The sequence below is a fragment of the Cryobacterium sp. TMB3-10 genome (genome assembly GCF_004402305.1).
GTDB classification, from domain to species: Bacteria; Actinomycetota; Actinomycetes; order Actinomycetales; family Microbacteriaceae; genus Cryobacterium; species Cryobacterium zongtaii.
In genome coordinates, this window is the sequence record NZ_SOGH01000015.1 from 1 (window position 1) to 14,325 (window position 14,325).

Here is a 14,325-nt window from a genome sequence, read left to right on the forward strand (position 1 = left end):
CCGTCCTCCCTACCGCGGCAACAGCGACCGCCCGGCATATAACTCGGACCGTCCGGCGTACAAGGGCAACTCGGACCGCCCGCAGCGCGATGGTGACCGTCCTCCCTACCGCGGCAACAGCGATCGTCCCGCGTACAACTCGGACCGTCCGGCATATAAGGGCAACTCCGACCGTCCGCAGCGTGATGGCGACCGTCCCGCGTACAAGGGCAACAGCGATCGTCCCGCGTACAAGGGCAACAGCGACCGTCCGCAGCGCGACGGTGACCGTCCCGCGTACAAGGGCAACAGCGACCGCCCCGCGTACAAGGGCAACTCCGACCGTCCGCAGCGCGACGGAGACCGTCCCGCGTACAAGGGCAACAGCGACCGCCCCGCGTACAAGGGCAACTCCGACCGTCCCGAGCGCGATACCGAGAACAAGCCGTGGCTGAAGGACAGTGCCCGCGGCGGCTCGCCGACCCGCGCCGGAGCTCCCCGCGACTCCGGCAAGAAACTGTGGACCCGCGAAGGCGCCCCCGCCCGCGGTGACCGCGACGCCCGCGTCGTCGAAGAGGAGATGACCGAAGAGCAGCGCATGCAGCGCGAGCTGCGTTCGGTGCGCCCGCGTCACGACGACCCCGAGCTGCCCGACGACATCACGTCCGAGGACCTCGACCGCATCGCCCGCAATGAGCTCAAGACCCTCACCAAGGACAACGCGGAAGCCGTGGGCCGTCACCTGGCCATGGCCGCCCGGGTCATCGAGGAAGACCCGGAGCTGGCGCACCGCCACGTCATGAGCGCCGCGCGTCGCGCCGGCCGCATCGCCGTGGTGCGCGAGAGCCTGGCCATCACGGCCTACGCCACCGGCGACTTCGCCCTGGCGTTGCGGGAACTCCGCACCTACCGCCGTATTTCCGGCTCCAACGCCCAGCTGCCGCTGATGGTGGACAGCGAACGCGGCGTGGGCCGCCCCGACCGCGCCCTGGAGCTGGGCCGTTCGGTGGACCGCTCCACCCTGCCCGCCGGCGTTCAGGTGGCCCTGGCCATCGCCATGTCCGGCGCCCGTCTCGACCTGGGGGAGACCGAGGCCGCGCTGAGCGAGCTCGAAATCGCCCAGCTCGACCCCAAGACCGCGTTCTCCTACAGCTCGGAGCTGTTCGCCGCCTACGCCGAGGTTCTCGAAGAACTCGGCCGCACCGACGAGGCCGACGTCTGGAACGAACGTGCCTCCCGCGCGGACGCCGCTCTGAACGGCGACGTCGACGAGACCATCGAGATCGTCGAACTCGACGAAGAATTCGATGAGGACGAGGACGAGGACGAGGACGAGGACGCCGACCAGGATGAGGACGAGTCCGATCAGGACAACGCCGACACGCCCGACGAGCTCGAGACCGCCGACGACACCATCACCATCTCTGACACCGAAACTGACACCGAGGACGCTGCTTCATCCGATGACGAATCACACGACGACGCCAAGGGTGTGGACGAAGATCCTGAAACGACGCCCGTTGACTGAGCCGGCCACACCCCTGGCCGGCATCGACGTGGTCCTGGCCGACCTCGACGGTGTCGTCTACGCCGGCCCACACGCCATCCCGTACGCGATCGACGGCCTCAACAAGGCCGCCGAAAGCATCCGGGTGGGCTACATCACCAACAACGCATCACGCACGGATGCATCCGTGGCCGGCCACCTGACCGACCTCGGTCTCACCGTGGCGCCGTCCGACGTCGTCACCTCGCCCCAGGCAGCCATGCGGCTGCTCGTGGAGCAGGTGCCGGCCGGATCGCGGATCCTGGTGGTGGGCGGCGACGGTCTCGTCGACGAACTGCAGAAGCACGGCTTCGAGGTGACCCGGTCCGCCGAGGATTCCCCGGCCGCCGTGGTGCAGGGCTTCGCTCCTGACGTGGGCTGGACCCAGCTGGCCGAGGCCAGCTTTGCGCTGAACGCCGGCGTGACCCTGGACGGCGACTACCCGGGCATTCCGTGGATCGCGACGAATACCGACTGGACCATTCCGCAGGCCCGCGGCATCGCCCCGGGCAACGGCACCCTGGTCTCCGCGGTGCACACCGCGGTCGGGCGTCTGCCGCTCGTGGCCGGCAAGCCGGAGATCCCGATCTTCCTCGAGGCCATCAAACGCTTCGATGCCACCGCTCCGCTGTTCATCGGCGACCGGCTCGACACCGACATTCTCGGCGCCAACCGCGCTGGGATGCCGTCGGTGCTCGTGCTCACCGGCATCGACAAGGCCAAGCAGGCTCTGGCGGCCGGCCCCACGGAGCGTCCGACGTTCATCCTCGAGGACCTGCGCCAGCTGCACGAGCCCTACCCCGTGACGGTCTTCTCCAAGGACAAGTCCCAGGCCACGGTCGACGGCGCCAGCGTGCGCATCCACGGCGCCGACGTGGAGATCATGGCCGTCGGCGACGACGGAATCAACCTGTTGCGGGCCGCCTGCGCCGTGATCTGGGCGTCCGGCCGACCGATCTACGGCCTCAACGTTCCGGAGAGCCTCTATCTCGGACGGTAGCCTAGGAGGCGTGAGTGCAGACGGAGTAGATGCGGCCGGGCCGCCCAGTGCGCCGACCCCGGGTCGCCCGGGGCCGCGCCCGACGCCGTCTGCACCAGCGCCCGCGCCTACCGACGACGCACCCGCCCCGCCCGTGCTGGACGGTGACCTCGAGGCCCGCATCACGGCCGCCGAGGCGCTGCCGCTCGAGGACCGGGCCGCGGCGTATCTCCAGCTGCACGACAGTCTGCGCGACCACCTCGAAGGTGGCGACGTGCCCCGATCGAAGGCCGAATGACCACCTCCAGCACGCCAGAGCCAGACCCCGAGATGGGGACCCAGCACGAGGACGCGCCGGAGCCGAGACGGTCGGCGCCACAGCCCACCAGCGTGCCGATCAGCACGCCACCGGCGCCCGCCGCTGAACCCACGGTTTCACCCACGGGGGAGCAGCGCCTGGATTCGGCGCTGTTCGAACGGGGCTTGGTGCGATCGCGCACCGTCGCCGCCCGGCTCATCACCGAGGGCCTGGTCACCGTGGACGGCAGCCCTGTCGTCAAGGCATCCGCCAAGGTGCGCGACAGCCAGGTCATCGCCGTGGCCCCCACCGACCACTACGTGAGCCGCGGAGCGCACAAGCTCGTTGCCGCGCTCGACGCGTTCGATCTACCGGTCGCCGGCCGCACCGCGATGGATGCCGGTGCCTCCACCGGCGGCTTCAGCCAGGTGCTGCTCGAACGCGACATCGCCCGGATCATCGCCGTCGACGTGGGCCACGGCCAGCTGTCGCCGACCATCAAGGCCGACCAGCGGGTGACGCTCGTCGAGGGCTTCAACCTGCGCTACGCCACCGCGGAGTCCATCGCGGGAGCCTCCGGCATCACCGAGCAACCCGACCTCGTTGTCGGCGACCTCTCGTTCATCTCCCTCACCACGGTGCTGCCGGCCCTGGTCGCCACCGCAACCGAAGGTGCCGACTTCGTGCTGCTGATCAAACCCCAATTCGAGGTCGGTCGCGGCGGCATCCGGGAGGGTGTCGTGCACAACGCCGGACTTCGCGCCGACGCCGTCGCCGGTGTGCTCTGGGCCGCCTGGGACCTGGGGCTCGGCGTGAACGGCCTGATCGCGTCGCCGATCGCCGGGGCCGCAGGCAACCACGAGTATCTCGTGTGGCTCAGACGTGGAACCGGAACTAATCCGACAGAATGGATCGATCGGATAACCATCCTGGTGGGAGCGTGACGCGCATGACCGCAACGCCACGACACATCCTCGTCGTCGCCCACACCGGCCGTCAGGACTCCCTCGAAGCCGCGGCCACCGTCTGCGAACAGCTGATCGCCGCCGGCGCCGTACCGGTGCTGGCCGCCGAGGAACGCGCCGACCTGCTGGCGTCCTGCCCGCAACTGAACGGCAGCACCGCCGTGCTCGGCGAGACCGTGCAGGCCACCGACCTGGAACTCGTGATCGTGCTCGGCGGCGACGGCACCATCCTGCGCGCCGCCGAGATCGTGCGCGGCTGCTCCGCGCCGCTGCTGGGCATCAACCTGGGCCACGTGGGATTCCTGGCCGAAAGCGAACGCGACGACCTTGGCGAGGCCGTGCGTCGCGCCCTGCTGCGCGACTACCTCGTGGAGGAGCGCATGACGCTCTCGGTGAGGGTGAAGGTGGACCACGAAGTGGTCTACGAAACCTGGGCGCTCAACGAGGCCACCGTCGAAAAGGCCAGCAGGCAGCGGATGATCGAGGTCATCATCGAGGTCGACGGCCGCCCGCTGTCCGCCTTCGGCTGCGACGGCGTGGTGCTGTCCACCCCCACCGGGTCGACCGCCTACTCGTTCTCCGCCGGGGGACCGATCGTCTGGCCGAGCCTGGACGCCCTGCTGCTCGTGCCGCTGAGCGCCCATGCCCTGTTCGCCCGCCCCCTCGTCGTCGGACCGGACTCCTCCCTCGCCGTGGAGATCCTCGCCCGCGGCGACAGCACCGCGGTGCTCTGCGCCGATGGCCGTCGCGTGCATGATCTGCCGCCCGGCGCCCGGGTGGTCGTGCGACGCTCACCGGTTCCGGTACGTCTCGCCCGGCTGCACAGCGGCCCGTTCACCGACCGGCTGGTGAACAAGTTCAACCTGCCCATCACGGGCTGGCGGGGCCCGGTCGGACGTGAGTGAGGTGACCGCATGATCGAAGAACTCGTCATCCGCGACCTCGGCGTGATCAAGGAAGCCACCCTGCCGCTCGGCCCCGGCTTCACCGCCATCACCGGCGAGACCGGCGCGGGCAAGACCATGGTCGTCACCGCGCTCGGCCTGCTGCTGGGCGAGCGCGCCGACCCGGGCACCGTGCGCGCCGGCCAACCGCAGAGCTGGGTGGAGGGCCGCTGGCTGATCGCCCCCGACGGGCCCGTCGCCCAGCGGGTGCGGGACGCCGGAGGAGACCTCGACGGCCCCGAGCTGCTGCTCAGCCGTTCGGTGTCGGCCGAAGGCCGCAGCCGCGCCGTCGTCGGCGGCCGCAGCGCCCCCGCCGGGGTGCTCGGCGACCTCGGCGGTGACCTCGTCGTCGTGCACGGCCAGTCCGACCAGGTGCGCCTGCGGTCCACCTCCGCGCAGCGCGGGGCGCTGGACCGGTTCGCCGGCCCCGAACTCACCGAGGCCCTCACTGCCTTCCAGCACGTCTACCACCGCTGGCACGCCAACCAAGCCGAACTCGACCTGCTCATCGCCGAGCAGGACCGCCGGGCCCGAGAAGCCGAAGACCTGCGCCTGCGGATCGCCGAGATCGAGCTCGCCGCCCCGCAGCGCGGCGAAGACGACGAACTCGCCGGCCGCGCCGAACGGCTCGGTAACCTCGAAGAACTCCGGCTGGCCGCCGCCTCGTCTCGCGAACTGCTCTCGGCCGAGGAATCCACCGACGACACGCCCGATGTCGTCGCCCTGCTCGAATCCGCCCGCCGCCAGCTGGACCGAGCCGCCGCACACGACCCGGTGCTGCCGCCGCTGGCCGAGGCCCTCGCCAACGCCGGCTTCATCGTCGCCGACATCGCCGCACAACTCTCCAGCTACCTCGCCGGCCTGGACGCCGACGGCGCCAGGGAACTCGAGGTGGTGCAGGAGCGCCGCGCCGAGCTGAGCGTGCTCTCGCGCAAGTTCGTCGGCGGCCTCGACGAGGCCATCGACTATCTCGACACCGGCAGCAGCCGCCTGCTCGAGCTCGACAGTGACTCCGACCGGATCGACGCCCTGCGCGCCGACACGACCGCCGACCGCGACCTCGTGCAGCGGCTCGCCGAGGCGCTCACCGGCATCCGCACCACCGCGGCCGCCGCGCTCGGCGCCGCCGTCACCACCGAACTGGCCGCGCTAGCCATGCCGGACGCCCGCCTGGTGGTGGAGATCGACCGGCTGGACGAGGTCTCGGTGACCGGCCACGACCTGGTGCGCATCATGTTGCAGCCCCACGCGGGCGCCGAGCCGCGGGCACTGGCGCGTGGCGCATCCGGGGGCGAGCTGTCGCGGGTGATGCTGGCCATCGAGGTCGTCATCAACGCCACCGACCCTGTGCCCACCTTCGTCTTCGACGAGGTCGACGCCGGAGTGGGCGGCGCGGCCGCGATCGAGATCGGCCGGCGACTCGCCCGACTCGCTGACACCGCCCAGGTGATCGTGGTCACCCACCTCGCCCAGGTGGCGGCGTTCGCCGGCAACCACCTCAGCGTCGTCAAGGACAGCCACGGCTCGGTCACCGCGAGCAGCGTACGCCAGCTCACCGGCGACGACAGGGCCGCCGAGATGGCCCGGCTGCTCTCCGGACTGCCCGACTCCGCCAGCGGCCTCGAGCACGCTCGCGAGCTCATTGAACTTGCCCACTCAACTCGCTCCAACGGAGAGGCCCCAGCTAGGTGATAGGATCGAAGCCCGTGGTGAACATTACAAACGCGGACAATTCAGACGGCATTACGAAGCACATTTTTGTGACCGGTGGTGTCGTTTCTTCATTGGGTAAAGGCCTGACGGCGGCAAGCCTCGGCAACCTCCTGACTGCTCGCGGCGTACGCGTCGTCATGCAGAAGCTGGACCCCTACCTCAACGTCGACCCGGGCACGATGAACCCGTTCCAGCACGGTGAAGTCTTCGTCACCGACGACGGCTCGGAGACCGACCTCGACATCGGCCACTACGAGCGCTTCCTCGACATCAACCTCACCCAGGCGGCGAACGTCACCACCGGTCAGGTCTACTCTCAGGTCATCGCCCGCGAACGCCGCGGCGAGTACCTGGGCGACACCGTCCAGGTCATCCCGCACATCACCGACGAGATCAAGCGACGGATGCGCCTGCAGGCCAGCGACGAGCCGCGCCCCGACGTCATCATCACCGAGGTCGGCGGCACCGTCGGCGACATCGAGTCGCAGCCCTTCATCGAGGCCGCCCGCCAGGTGCGCCACGAGCTGGGCCGCAAGAACGTCTTCTTCGTGCACGTGTCGCTGGTGCCGTTCATGGCCGCCTCCGGTGAGCAGAAGACCAAGCCCACCCAGCACTCCGTCGCAGCGCTCCGCTCCCTCGGTATCCAGCCGGATGCCCTGGTGCTGCGCAGCGACCGCCCCGTCTCCGAATCCAACAAGCGCAAGATCGCGCTGATGTGCGATGTCGAAGAGGACGCCGTCGTCAACTGCGTCGACGTGCCCAGCATCTACGAGATCCCCGCCGTGCTGCACGAGCAGGGCCTGGACAAGTACATCACCGACGCCCTGAGCCTGCCGGTCAAGGACGTGGACTGGACCGCCTGGCAGCGCGTGCTCGACGCCGTGCGCGAGCCCAAGCACGAGGTCACCATCGGCCTGGTCGGCAAGTACATCGACCTGCCCGACGCGTACCTCTCGGTGACCGAGGCGCTGCGCGCCGGCGGTTTCGCCCAGCAGACCAAGGTCAAGCTCGAGTGGATCGCCTCGGACACCTGCGAGACGCCCGAAGGCGCCGCGGCGATGCTCGCCGAGCTCGACGGCATCTGCGTGCCCGGCGGCTTCGGCGTGCGCGGCATCGAGGGCAAGCTCGGCGCCCTCAAGTTCGCCCGCGAGAACGCCATCCCCGTGCTCGGCCTGTGCCTGGGCCTGCAGTGCATGGTCATCGAATACGCCCGCAACAAGGCCGGCCTCGAAGGCGCCTCGTCGAGCGAGTTCGAGCCCGAGACCGAGTTCCCCGTGATCGCGACAATGGAAGAGCAGGTCGAGATCATCGCCGGCGGCGACCTGGGCGGCACCATGCGCCTCGGCCTGTACCCGGCCAACCTCGCCGACGGATCCATCGTTGCCGAGCTCTACGGCGCCCCGGTCGCCTCCGAGCGTCACCGTCACCGCTACGAGGTGAACAACAACTACCGCGCCCAGATCGCCGAGGCCGGCCTGTGGTTCTCCGGCACCTCGCCCGACGGCCACCTCGTCGAGTACGTGGAGCTGCCCCGCGCCGAGCACCCGTTCTACGTGGGCACCCAGGCCCACCCCGAACTGCGCTCACGCCCCAGCCACGCGCACCCGCTGTTCGTCGGCCTGATCGGTGCGGCCCTGGACCGCCAGCAGGCCAGCCGCCTGTTCGAGGTCAAGGAAGATGCCTGAGACCCGCGCCGCCCGCGCCGAAGCCGACGCGTTGCTGCCCCGCATCGAGGATGAGCCGGCACCGACCGCGCTGACCTCCAGTGCGGTGCGGTTCGACGGTCACGTGTGGAACATCCGCCAGGACGCGTTCGACTACAACGGCGCCGAGATCGTGCGTGAGTACGTCGACCACCCCGGTGCGGTCGCGATTCTCGCCCTCGACGACAAGGACCGGGTACTGCTGATCCAGCAGTACCGGCACCCGGTGCGGATGCGGGAGTGGGAGCTGCCCGCCGGGCTGCTCGACGTCGACGGCGAACACGCTCTTCTCGGCGCCCAGCGCGAGCTGGCCGAGGAGACCGACGTCGTCGCATCCGAGTGGAATGTGCTCACCGAGTTCTACACGTCCCCGGGCGGCAGCAACGAAGTGATCCGCATTTACCTGGCCCGCGGCCTGTCGCCGGCCACCGAGGCCTTCGACCGCACCGACGAGGAAGCCGACATGGTCACCCGCTGGGTGTCCCTGGACGACGCCGTTGACGCCGCGCTGGCCCGCCGGGTGCAGAACCCGTCGCTTGTTGTCGGTGTGCTGGCTGCCGCCGCCTCCCGCTCCCGCGGCTGGGCGTCGTTGGCGCCGGCCGACCTGCCTTGGCCGCGGCATCCGAACAACTGGGACCACACGGTGTGACCGGCCCCGCGCTCGTCGAGCCGGCCGTGCACTCGTACTTGCGGCATGTCTCGATTGAACGCGGGCTGAGCGCCAACACCGTCGCCGCCTACCGGCGCGACCTGGTGATCTACGCCGGCTGGCTCACGGATGCCGAGATCACCGATCTGCGCGCCGTGACCGGGCCGCAGGTGAGCGCGTTCGTGCAGCACCTGGGCAGTCGCACCGAATCGCCGCTGACCGCGGCCTCCGTCGCGCGGATCCTGAGCACCGTGCGCGGCTTCCACCGGTTCCTGCTCGAGGAATCGCTGGTGGACGTGGACGTGGCGCACGAGACCAAACCGCCCAAGCTCGGCCTGCGGCTGCCCAAGGCCATCTCGATCGAGCAGGTGAACGCGCTGCTGGCCGCGACCGACGGGGAGGAACTGCAGCAGCTTCGCGACAAGGCGCTGCTCGAACTGCTCTACGCCACCGGGGCGCGGGTGTCCGAGGTGGTCAACCTCAACGTGGACGACATGCTCGAGGAAGACGTGGTGCGGCTCACCGGCAAGGGCAACCGGCAGCGCATCGTGCCCGTCGGCAGCTTCGCCCGGGCCGCCGTGGACGCGTACCTGGTGCGGGCCCGACCGGTGTTGTCGGGGCGGGGTAAGTCCACCCCGGCGCTGTTCCTCGGCGTGCGGGGGCATCGGGTGAGCCGGCAGAACGCCTGGTTGATCATCCGGGCCGCCGCGGAACGCGCCCAGCTGGGCATCGAGGTGTCGCCGCACACGCTGCGGCACTCGTTCGCCACCCACCTGCTCTCCGGCGGCGCCGACGTGCGCGTGGTGCAGGAACTGCTCGGTCACTCGTCGGTGGCCACCACCCAGATCTACACCCTCGTCACCATCGACACCCTCCGCGACGTGTACACCACGGCGCACCCCCGCGCCCGCTGACCCGCGCCGCCCGCCGGTGACCTGTGTGTGTGTGTGTTTCGCAGGCAAGGGCGGCCACAATGGGGGAGTGACCCGTACCTCAACACCACCGCCCGCACCGACGCCGGCCGGCCGCTTCGGCATCCGCCGCACTCTGCTGCGGCCCGAGGACTCCACCAGCTCCGACCGGGTCACCTACGTCGAGCTGTTCTTCGACCTGATCTTCGTCTTCGCGCTCACCCAACTCTCCCGCTACCTCTACGAGAACCAGTCCTGGGAGGGTGCCCTCGAGTCGGCGATGCTGGTGCTCGCGCTCTGGTGGGTGTGGGTGTACACGACCTGGGTGACCAACTGGCTCGACCCGGCCAAGCTGCCCGTGCGCGGCGTGGTGCTGGGTCTGTCGCTGGTGGGGTTCGTGGTGAGCGTCTCGATCTACGAGTCGTTCGGCGACCGCGGCATCGTCTTCGCGCTGGCCTACTCGGTGCTGCAACTGGGCCGCACGGCCTTCATGGTGCTCGCCGTGGCCCGGCACGACGCCGAGCTGCGCCGCACCTTCGTGCGGATCCTGATCTGGCTGGCTCTCTCGAGCGTGTTCTGGATCGTCGGGGCGCTGCTGCCGTTGCAATATCGGCTGCCGCTCTGGCTGATCGCCCTGGCCATCGAGTACCTCTCCGCCGGGGTCGGCTTCCGGGTGCCGGGACTCGGCGCGTCCGGCATCGACCAGTGGAACCTCTCCGGCCCGCACATCGCCGAGCGCAGCGCCCTGTTCGTGATCATCGCCCTGGGCGAATCGCTGCTGGTCACCGGATTCGCGTTCGTCGCGAAGGAATCTTCGGCGGCGAGCATCCTGGGCATGCTGCTCGCGTTCGGTGCGACGGTGGCGATGTGGTGGCTGTACTTCGACCACAGCGAACGCGCCGGCGCCAAGGCCATCGCCGCCGCCGCGGAGCCCGGCCGCATCGCCCGGCTCGCGTACACCTACGTGCACGCCGTGATCATCGCCGGCATCGTGCTCACCTCGGTGGCCGACAAAGAGGTGCTCACGCATCCCCATACGGAGATGACCCTGTCCACCGCGGTGGTCCTGGTGGGCGGGCCGGCGCTCTACGTGCTGGGGATGCTGCTGTTCCGGCTCGTCGTGGCGCGGGAGCTGCTCGTGTCGTACCTGGTGGGCATCGGGGCGCTGCTGGTTGCGTTCGGCGCGGCCTTCGAGCTCACCCCGCTGCAGCTGGGCTCGGTGACCACCGGGGTGCTCGTGCTCGTGGCCGGCTGGGAGACCGTGGTGCGGGTGCGCCGGGGCACCGACGACAAGAAGGCCGGCTGACTCAGCCGGCGAGGCAGCTGGCGGCACACCGGGGAATCTGGCCGGGCTGGGCCTCTCGGCTCGGTAGAATCAACCAAGTGAACTGCATGACGGATCGAGGACAGCCCAGTGGCGCGTAGAACGGATAGCCGGACGCAGCTTCCCGGACTCGAGGAACCACCCACCGGTGCAACCGGTCGCCCGCTGCAGGTGTTCGATGAGCCCGCCCCGCTGAAAAGTCACGGCCCGGCGCGCATCGTCTCGCTGTGCAACCAGAAGGGCGGCGTCGGCAAGACGACGACCACCATCAACCTGGGAGCGGCACTGGCCGGCTACGGCCGCCGGGTGCTCGCCATCGACTTCGACCCGCAGGGCGCCCTGTCGGCTGGTCTCGGCGTGCCCACGCACGACGTCACCACCATCTACGACCTGCTCCTGAGCGGCTCCAAGGATCCCAAGGAAGCCATCCAGCAGACCTCCGTCGTGGGTCTGGACATCATCCCGGCCAACATCGACCTCTCCGCCGCGGAGGTGCACCTCGTCAACGAGGTCGCCCGCGAGCAGATTCTCGCCCGGGTGCTGCGCAAGGTCTCCAACGATTACGACGTGATCCTCATCGACTGCCAGCCGTCGCTGGGCATCCTCACCGTCAACGCTCTCACCGCCAGCCACGGCGTGCTGATCCCGCTGGAGTGCGAGTTCTTCGCCCTGCGCGGGGTGGCGCTGCTCATCGAAACCATCGACAAGGTGCGCGACCGGCTCAACCCGGCCATCGAACTCGACGGCATCCTGGCCACCATGTACGACTCCCGCACCCTGCACTCGCGCGAGGTACTCGAACGGGTCGTTGACGCGTTCGGCGACCGGGTGCTCGACACCGTCATCGGCCGTACGGTCAAATTCCCGGATGCCAGTGTCGCGGGGGTGCCGATCACCGAGTTCGCTCCGGAACACGCCGCCGCCAAGGCCTACAAGCAGGCGGCGCGGGAACTGATCCAGCGTGGCGCGGTCGCCTAAGCGCACCTCGGCCGCTTCGGCCCGCGTCGCGGCGACCACCGCCACGACCCACACCCGCACGGCCGGCACCGGCACGCTCGAGTCCATCGGCGACGCCGGTACACCCGCGCCCGGCTTCTCGGTGGCTCTGCAGAACTTCGAGGGACCGTTCGACCTGCTGCTCTCGTTGATCGGCAAGCACGAACTCGATATCACCGAGATCTCGCTGAGCCGGGTCACCGACGAGTTCATCTCCTACCTGCGCGGGCTCGACGCCGCCGAGGAGCTCGACCAGGCCACCGAGTTCCTCGTCGTGGCCGCCACCCTGCTCGACCTCAAACTGGTCGGGCTGCTGCCGCAGGGCGAACTGGTGGATGCCGAGGACGTGGCGCTGCTCGAGGCCCGCGACCTGCTCTTCGCCCGGCTGTTGCAGTACCGGGCGTTCAAGACCGCGTCTGAGTGGTTCCTCGAACGGCTCGAGCACGAGGCCACCCGCCATGTGCGCTCGGTGCGGCTCGAGGAGAAGTACCGCACGACCACGCCGGAGCTCGTCTGGACGTTGTCGCTGGGCGACTTCGGCGCGCTGGCGGCGTTGGCGCTCACGCCGCGAGAGCTGCCGACCGTGGGGCTGGAGCATTTGCACGCGCCGCTGGTCAGCATCCGGGAGCAGGCGGCGATCGTGGTGGCGATGTTGCGGGCCAACCACAGCCTGACGTTTCGGGAGCTGATCGTGGACTGCGCCGAGAAGGGGCTCGTGATCGCCCGTTTTCTGGCCGTGCTGGAGCTGTACCGGCACGGGGCTCTGACCTTCGACCAGCTCGAACCGCTGGGCGAGCTCAGTTTGCACTGGGATGCCGAGGGCTGGTCGGATGACAATCTTGCGAACCTTGGAGGCGATTATGAGTCTTGATGCCAGTGTGACAACCCTTGACGAGGTCTCGACAGGCTCGACCGACGGGAATCGCTCGAACGGCGGCGGGGGAGCGGTGGCCATTGAGCGGCGCCTTGAGGCGATTTTGATGGTGGCGGATGAGCCGCAGAGCCTGGTGCATCTGGCGACCGCGGTCGCGCACCCGCTCGTGGACGTACGCGCGGCCATCCTGCGGCTGGTCGCCGACTTCGACGGGGTCGACGGCACCGTGCGGCGCGGCTTCGAACTGCGCGAGGTGGCCGGCGGCTGGCGCATCTACGTGCGTGCGGAGCACGACCCGGTCGTCGCCGATTTCGTGCTCACCCAGAACCCCAGCCGGCTCTCCCAGGCCGCCCTGGAGACCCTCGCGGTGATCGCTTACAAGCAACCGCTCAGCCGCGGCGCGGTAGCCTCGATTCGGGCCGTTAACGTCGACTCGGTCGTGCGCACCCTCCTGGGCCGCGGATTGATCACCGAGGCCTTCACCGATAGCGAGACCGGCGCGATCAATTACGCCACCACCGACCTGCTGCTCACCCAGCTGGGAATCAACTCGCTCGACGAGTTGCCACTAATTTCGCCGTTGCTCGCCGACGGTGCGAACGGATTCGAGGATCTACCATGACCGACCACAACGACGGCTACACCGACACCAGCAGCACCAACCCGGACTTCGCCACCAACCCCGAGGCCGCCGCCGACGGCATCCGCCTGCAGAAGGTGCTCTCCGCCGCGGGCGTCGCCTCCCGCCGGGTCAGCGAAGAAATGATCAGCTCCGGCCGGGTGCGGGTCAACGGCAAGGTCGTCACCGAACTCGGACGCCGCGTGCACCCCGAGACCGACAAGATCGCCGTGGACAACGTCGCCGTGCAGCTGGACACCAGCCGCCGCTACGTGATGCTGAACAAGCCCGTCGGCGTGGTCTCCTCCATGCAGGACGAGAGCGGCCGGCCGGACCTCCGCCAGTTCACGCAAGGCTACGAGGAGCGCCTCTTCAACGTGGGCCGCCTCGACGCCGCCACCAGCGGCCTGCTGATCCTGACCAACGACGGTGACCTTGCCCACGTTCTCGCGCACCCCTCCTTCGGCGTCGCCAAGACCTACATCGCCAAGGTCGAGGGCCGCGTCTCGGCGCAGACCATCGGCAAGCTGCAGAGCGGTATCGAGCTGGAGGACGGCCCCATCGCCGCCGACAAGGCCCGCATCCTCACCAGCCCTCCCGGCGACGGCTTCACCCTCGTGGAGCTGACCCTGCACTCCGGCCGCAACCGCATCGTGCGCCGGATGATGGACGCCGTCGGCCACCCCGTCGTGGACCTGGTGCGCCGCCAGTTCGGGCCGCTGCAGCTGGGCACCCTCCGCTCCGGCGCCGTGCGCGACCTCACTAAGGTGGAACTCGGTCAGCTGCTCACGGTGTCCCGCGCCGAAGTGCAGAAGTAGCCGGCTG

Annotated in this window: 14 protein-coding genes; all 14 read left to right on the forward strand. The window is 69.5% G+C overall.

Going from position 1 to position 14,325, the window contains the following annotated elements; all coding sequences use genetic code 11:
* A partial coding sequence (locus E3T22_RS19190; RefSeq protein WP_174776858.1) for a lipopolysaccharide assembly protein LapB occupies positions 1 to 1,507 on the forward strand: 1,507 nt, incomplete at its 5' end.
* Positions 1,443 to 2,525, forward strand: coding sequence for an HAD-IIA family hydrolase (locus E3T22_RS06045; protein WP_134408837.1), 1,083 nt, complete (start codon positions 1,443 to 1,445; stop codon positions 2,523 to 2,525). The genes E3T22_RS19190 and E3T22_RS06045, both read left to right, overlap by 65 nt.
* Positions 2,526 to 2,535: 10 nt before the next feature.
* Complete coding sequence (locus E3T22_RS06050; RefSeq protein WP_133163905.1) at positions 2,536 to 2,802, forward strand: hypothetical protein; 267 nt, start codon at positions 2,536 to 2,538, stop codon at positions 2,800 to 2,802.
* Positions 2,799 to 3,746 (forward strand): TlyA family RNA methyltransferase, encoded by a 948-nt coding sequence (locus E3T22_RS06055; RefSeq protein ID WP_241983607.1) that lies wholly within the window; start codon positions 2,799 to 2,801, stop codon positions 3,744 to 3,746. The genes E3T22_RS06050 and E3T22_RS06055 overlap by 4 nt, the downstream gene beginning before the upstream one ends.
* Before the next feature lie 5 nt (positions 3,747 to 3,751).
* Positions 3,752 to 4,672 (forward strand): NAD kinase, encoded by a 921-nt coding sequence (locus E3T22_RS06060; protein WP_088455761.1) that lies wholly within the window; start codon positions 3,752 to 3,754, stop codon positions 4,670 to 4,672.
* 9 nt (positions 4,673 to 4,681) lie between these two features.
* On the forward strand, positions 4,682 to 6,403 hold the full coding sequence (recN, locus tag E3T22_RS06065; RefSeq protein WP_134480500.1) for a DNA repair protein RecN: 1,722 nt from the start codon (positions 4,682 to 4,684) through the stop codon (positions 6,401 to 6,403).
* 50 nt (positions 6,404 to 6,453) lie between these two features.
* Positions 6,454 to 8,109, forward strand: a complete 1,656-nt coding sequence (locus E3T22_RS06070) for a CTP synthase (protein WP_174776249.1) — start codon at positions 6,454 to 6,456, stop codon at positions 8,107 to 8,109.
* Positions 8,102 to 8,776: an NUDIX hydrolase gene (locus E3T22_RS06075; RefSeq protein ID WP_134480501.1), complete on the forward strand. Its 675-nt coding sequence runs from the start codon at positions 8,102 to 8,104 to the stop codon at positions 8,774 to 8,776. Before E3T22_RS06070 ends, E3T22_RS06075 begins: the two co-directional genes overlap by 8 nt.
* The gene (gene xerD, locus E3T22_RS06080) at positions 8,773 to 9,690 is read left to right on the forward strand and encodes a site-specific tyrosine recombinase XerD (protein WP_241983608.1); all 918 of its coding nucleotides are present in this window, start codon (positions 8,773 to 8,775) and stop codon (positions 9,688 to 9,690) included. Before E3T22_RS06075 ends, xerD begins: the two co-directional genes overlap by 4 nt.
* Before the next feature lie 67 nt (positions 9,691 to 9,757).
* Positions 9,758 to 10,993, forward strand: a complete 1,236-nt coding sequence (locus E3T22_RS06085; protein ID WP_166789266.1) for a low temperature requirement protein A — start codon at positions 9,758 to 9,760, stop codon at positions 10,991 to 10,993.
* Between the two features lie 108 nt (positions 10,994 to 11,101).
* The gene (locus E3T22_RS06090) at positions 11,102 to 11,989 is read left to right on the forward strand and encodes a ParA family protein (RefSeq protein WP_088455765.1); all 888 of its coding nucleotides are present in this window, start codon (positions 11,102 to 11,104) and stop codon (positions 11,987 to 11,989) included.
* An 85-nt stretch (positions 11,990 to 12,074) separates the two neighbouring features.
* Positions 12,075 to 12,878 carry a ScpA family protein gene (locus E3T22_RS06095; RefSeq protein ID WP_241983619.1) on the forward strand — a complete coding sequence of 268 codons (804 nt, stop codon included), beginning with the start codon at positions 12,075 to 12,077 and terminating at the stop codon, positions 12,876 to 12,878.
* Positions 12,868 to 13,503: an SMC-Scp complex subunit ScpB gene (locus E3T22_RS06100; RefSeq protein ID WP_134480503.1), complete on the forward strand. Its 636-nt coding sequence runs from the start codon at positions 12,868 to 12,870 to the stop codon at positions 13,501 to 13,503. Before E3T22_RS06095 ends, E3T22_RS06100 begins: the two co-directional genes overlap by 11 nt.
* Positions 13,500 to 14,318 carry a pseudouridine synthase gene (locus tag E3T22_RS06105; protein ID WP_103478981.1) on the forward strand — a complete coding sequence of 273 codons (819 nt, stop codon included), beginning with the start codon at positions 13,500 to 13,502 and terminating at the stop codon, positions 14,316 to 14,318. The genes E3T22_RS06100 and E3T22_RS06105 overlap by 4 nt, the downstream gene beginning before the upstream one ends.
* The last annotated feature ends 7 nt before the right edge of the window (positions 14,319 to 14,325 follow it).

Bases quoted from the DNA above. Each gene is read 5' to 3' on its own strand.
- E3T22_RS06060 (WP_088455761.1), top strand. From the start codon at position 3,752: ATGACCGCAACGCCACGACACATCCTCGTCGTCGCCCACACCGGCCGT.
- E3T22_RS06100 (WP_134480503.1), top strand. From the start codon at position 12,868: ATGAGTCTTGATGCCAGTGTGACAACCCTTGACGAGGTCTCGACAGGC.
- E3T22_RS06055 (WP_241983607.1), top strand. From the start codon at position 2,799: ATGACCACCTCCAGCACGCCAGAGCCAGACCCCGAGATGGGGACCCAG.
- E3T22_RS06045 (WP_134408837.1), top strand. From the start codon at position 1,443: ATGACGAATCACACGACGACGCCAAGGGTGTGGACGAAGATCCTGAAA.
- E3T22_RS06105 (WP_103478981.1), top strand. From the start codon at position 13,500: ATGACCGACCACAACGACGGCTACACCGACACCAGCAGCACCAACCCG.
- recN (WP_134480500.1), top strand. From the start codon at position 4,682: ATGATCGAAGAACTCGTCATCCGCGACCTCGGCGTGATCAAGGAAGCC.
- E3T22_RS06075 (WP_134480501.1), top strand. From the start codon at position 8,102: ATGCCTGAGACCCGCGCCGCCCGCGCCGAAGCCGACGCGTTGCTGCCC.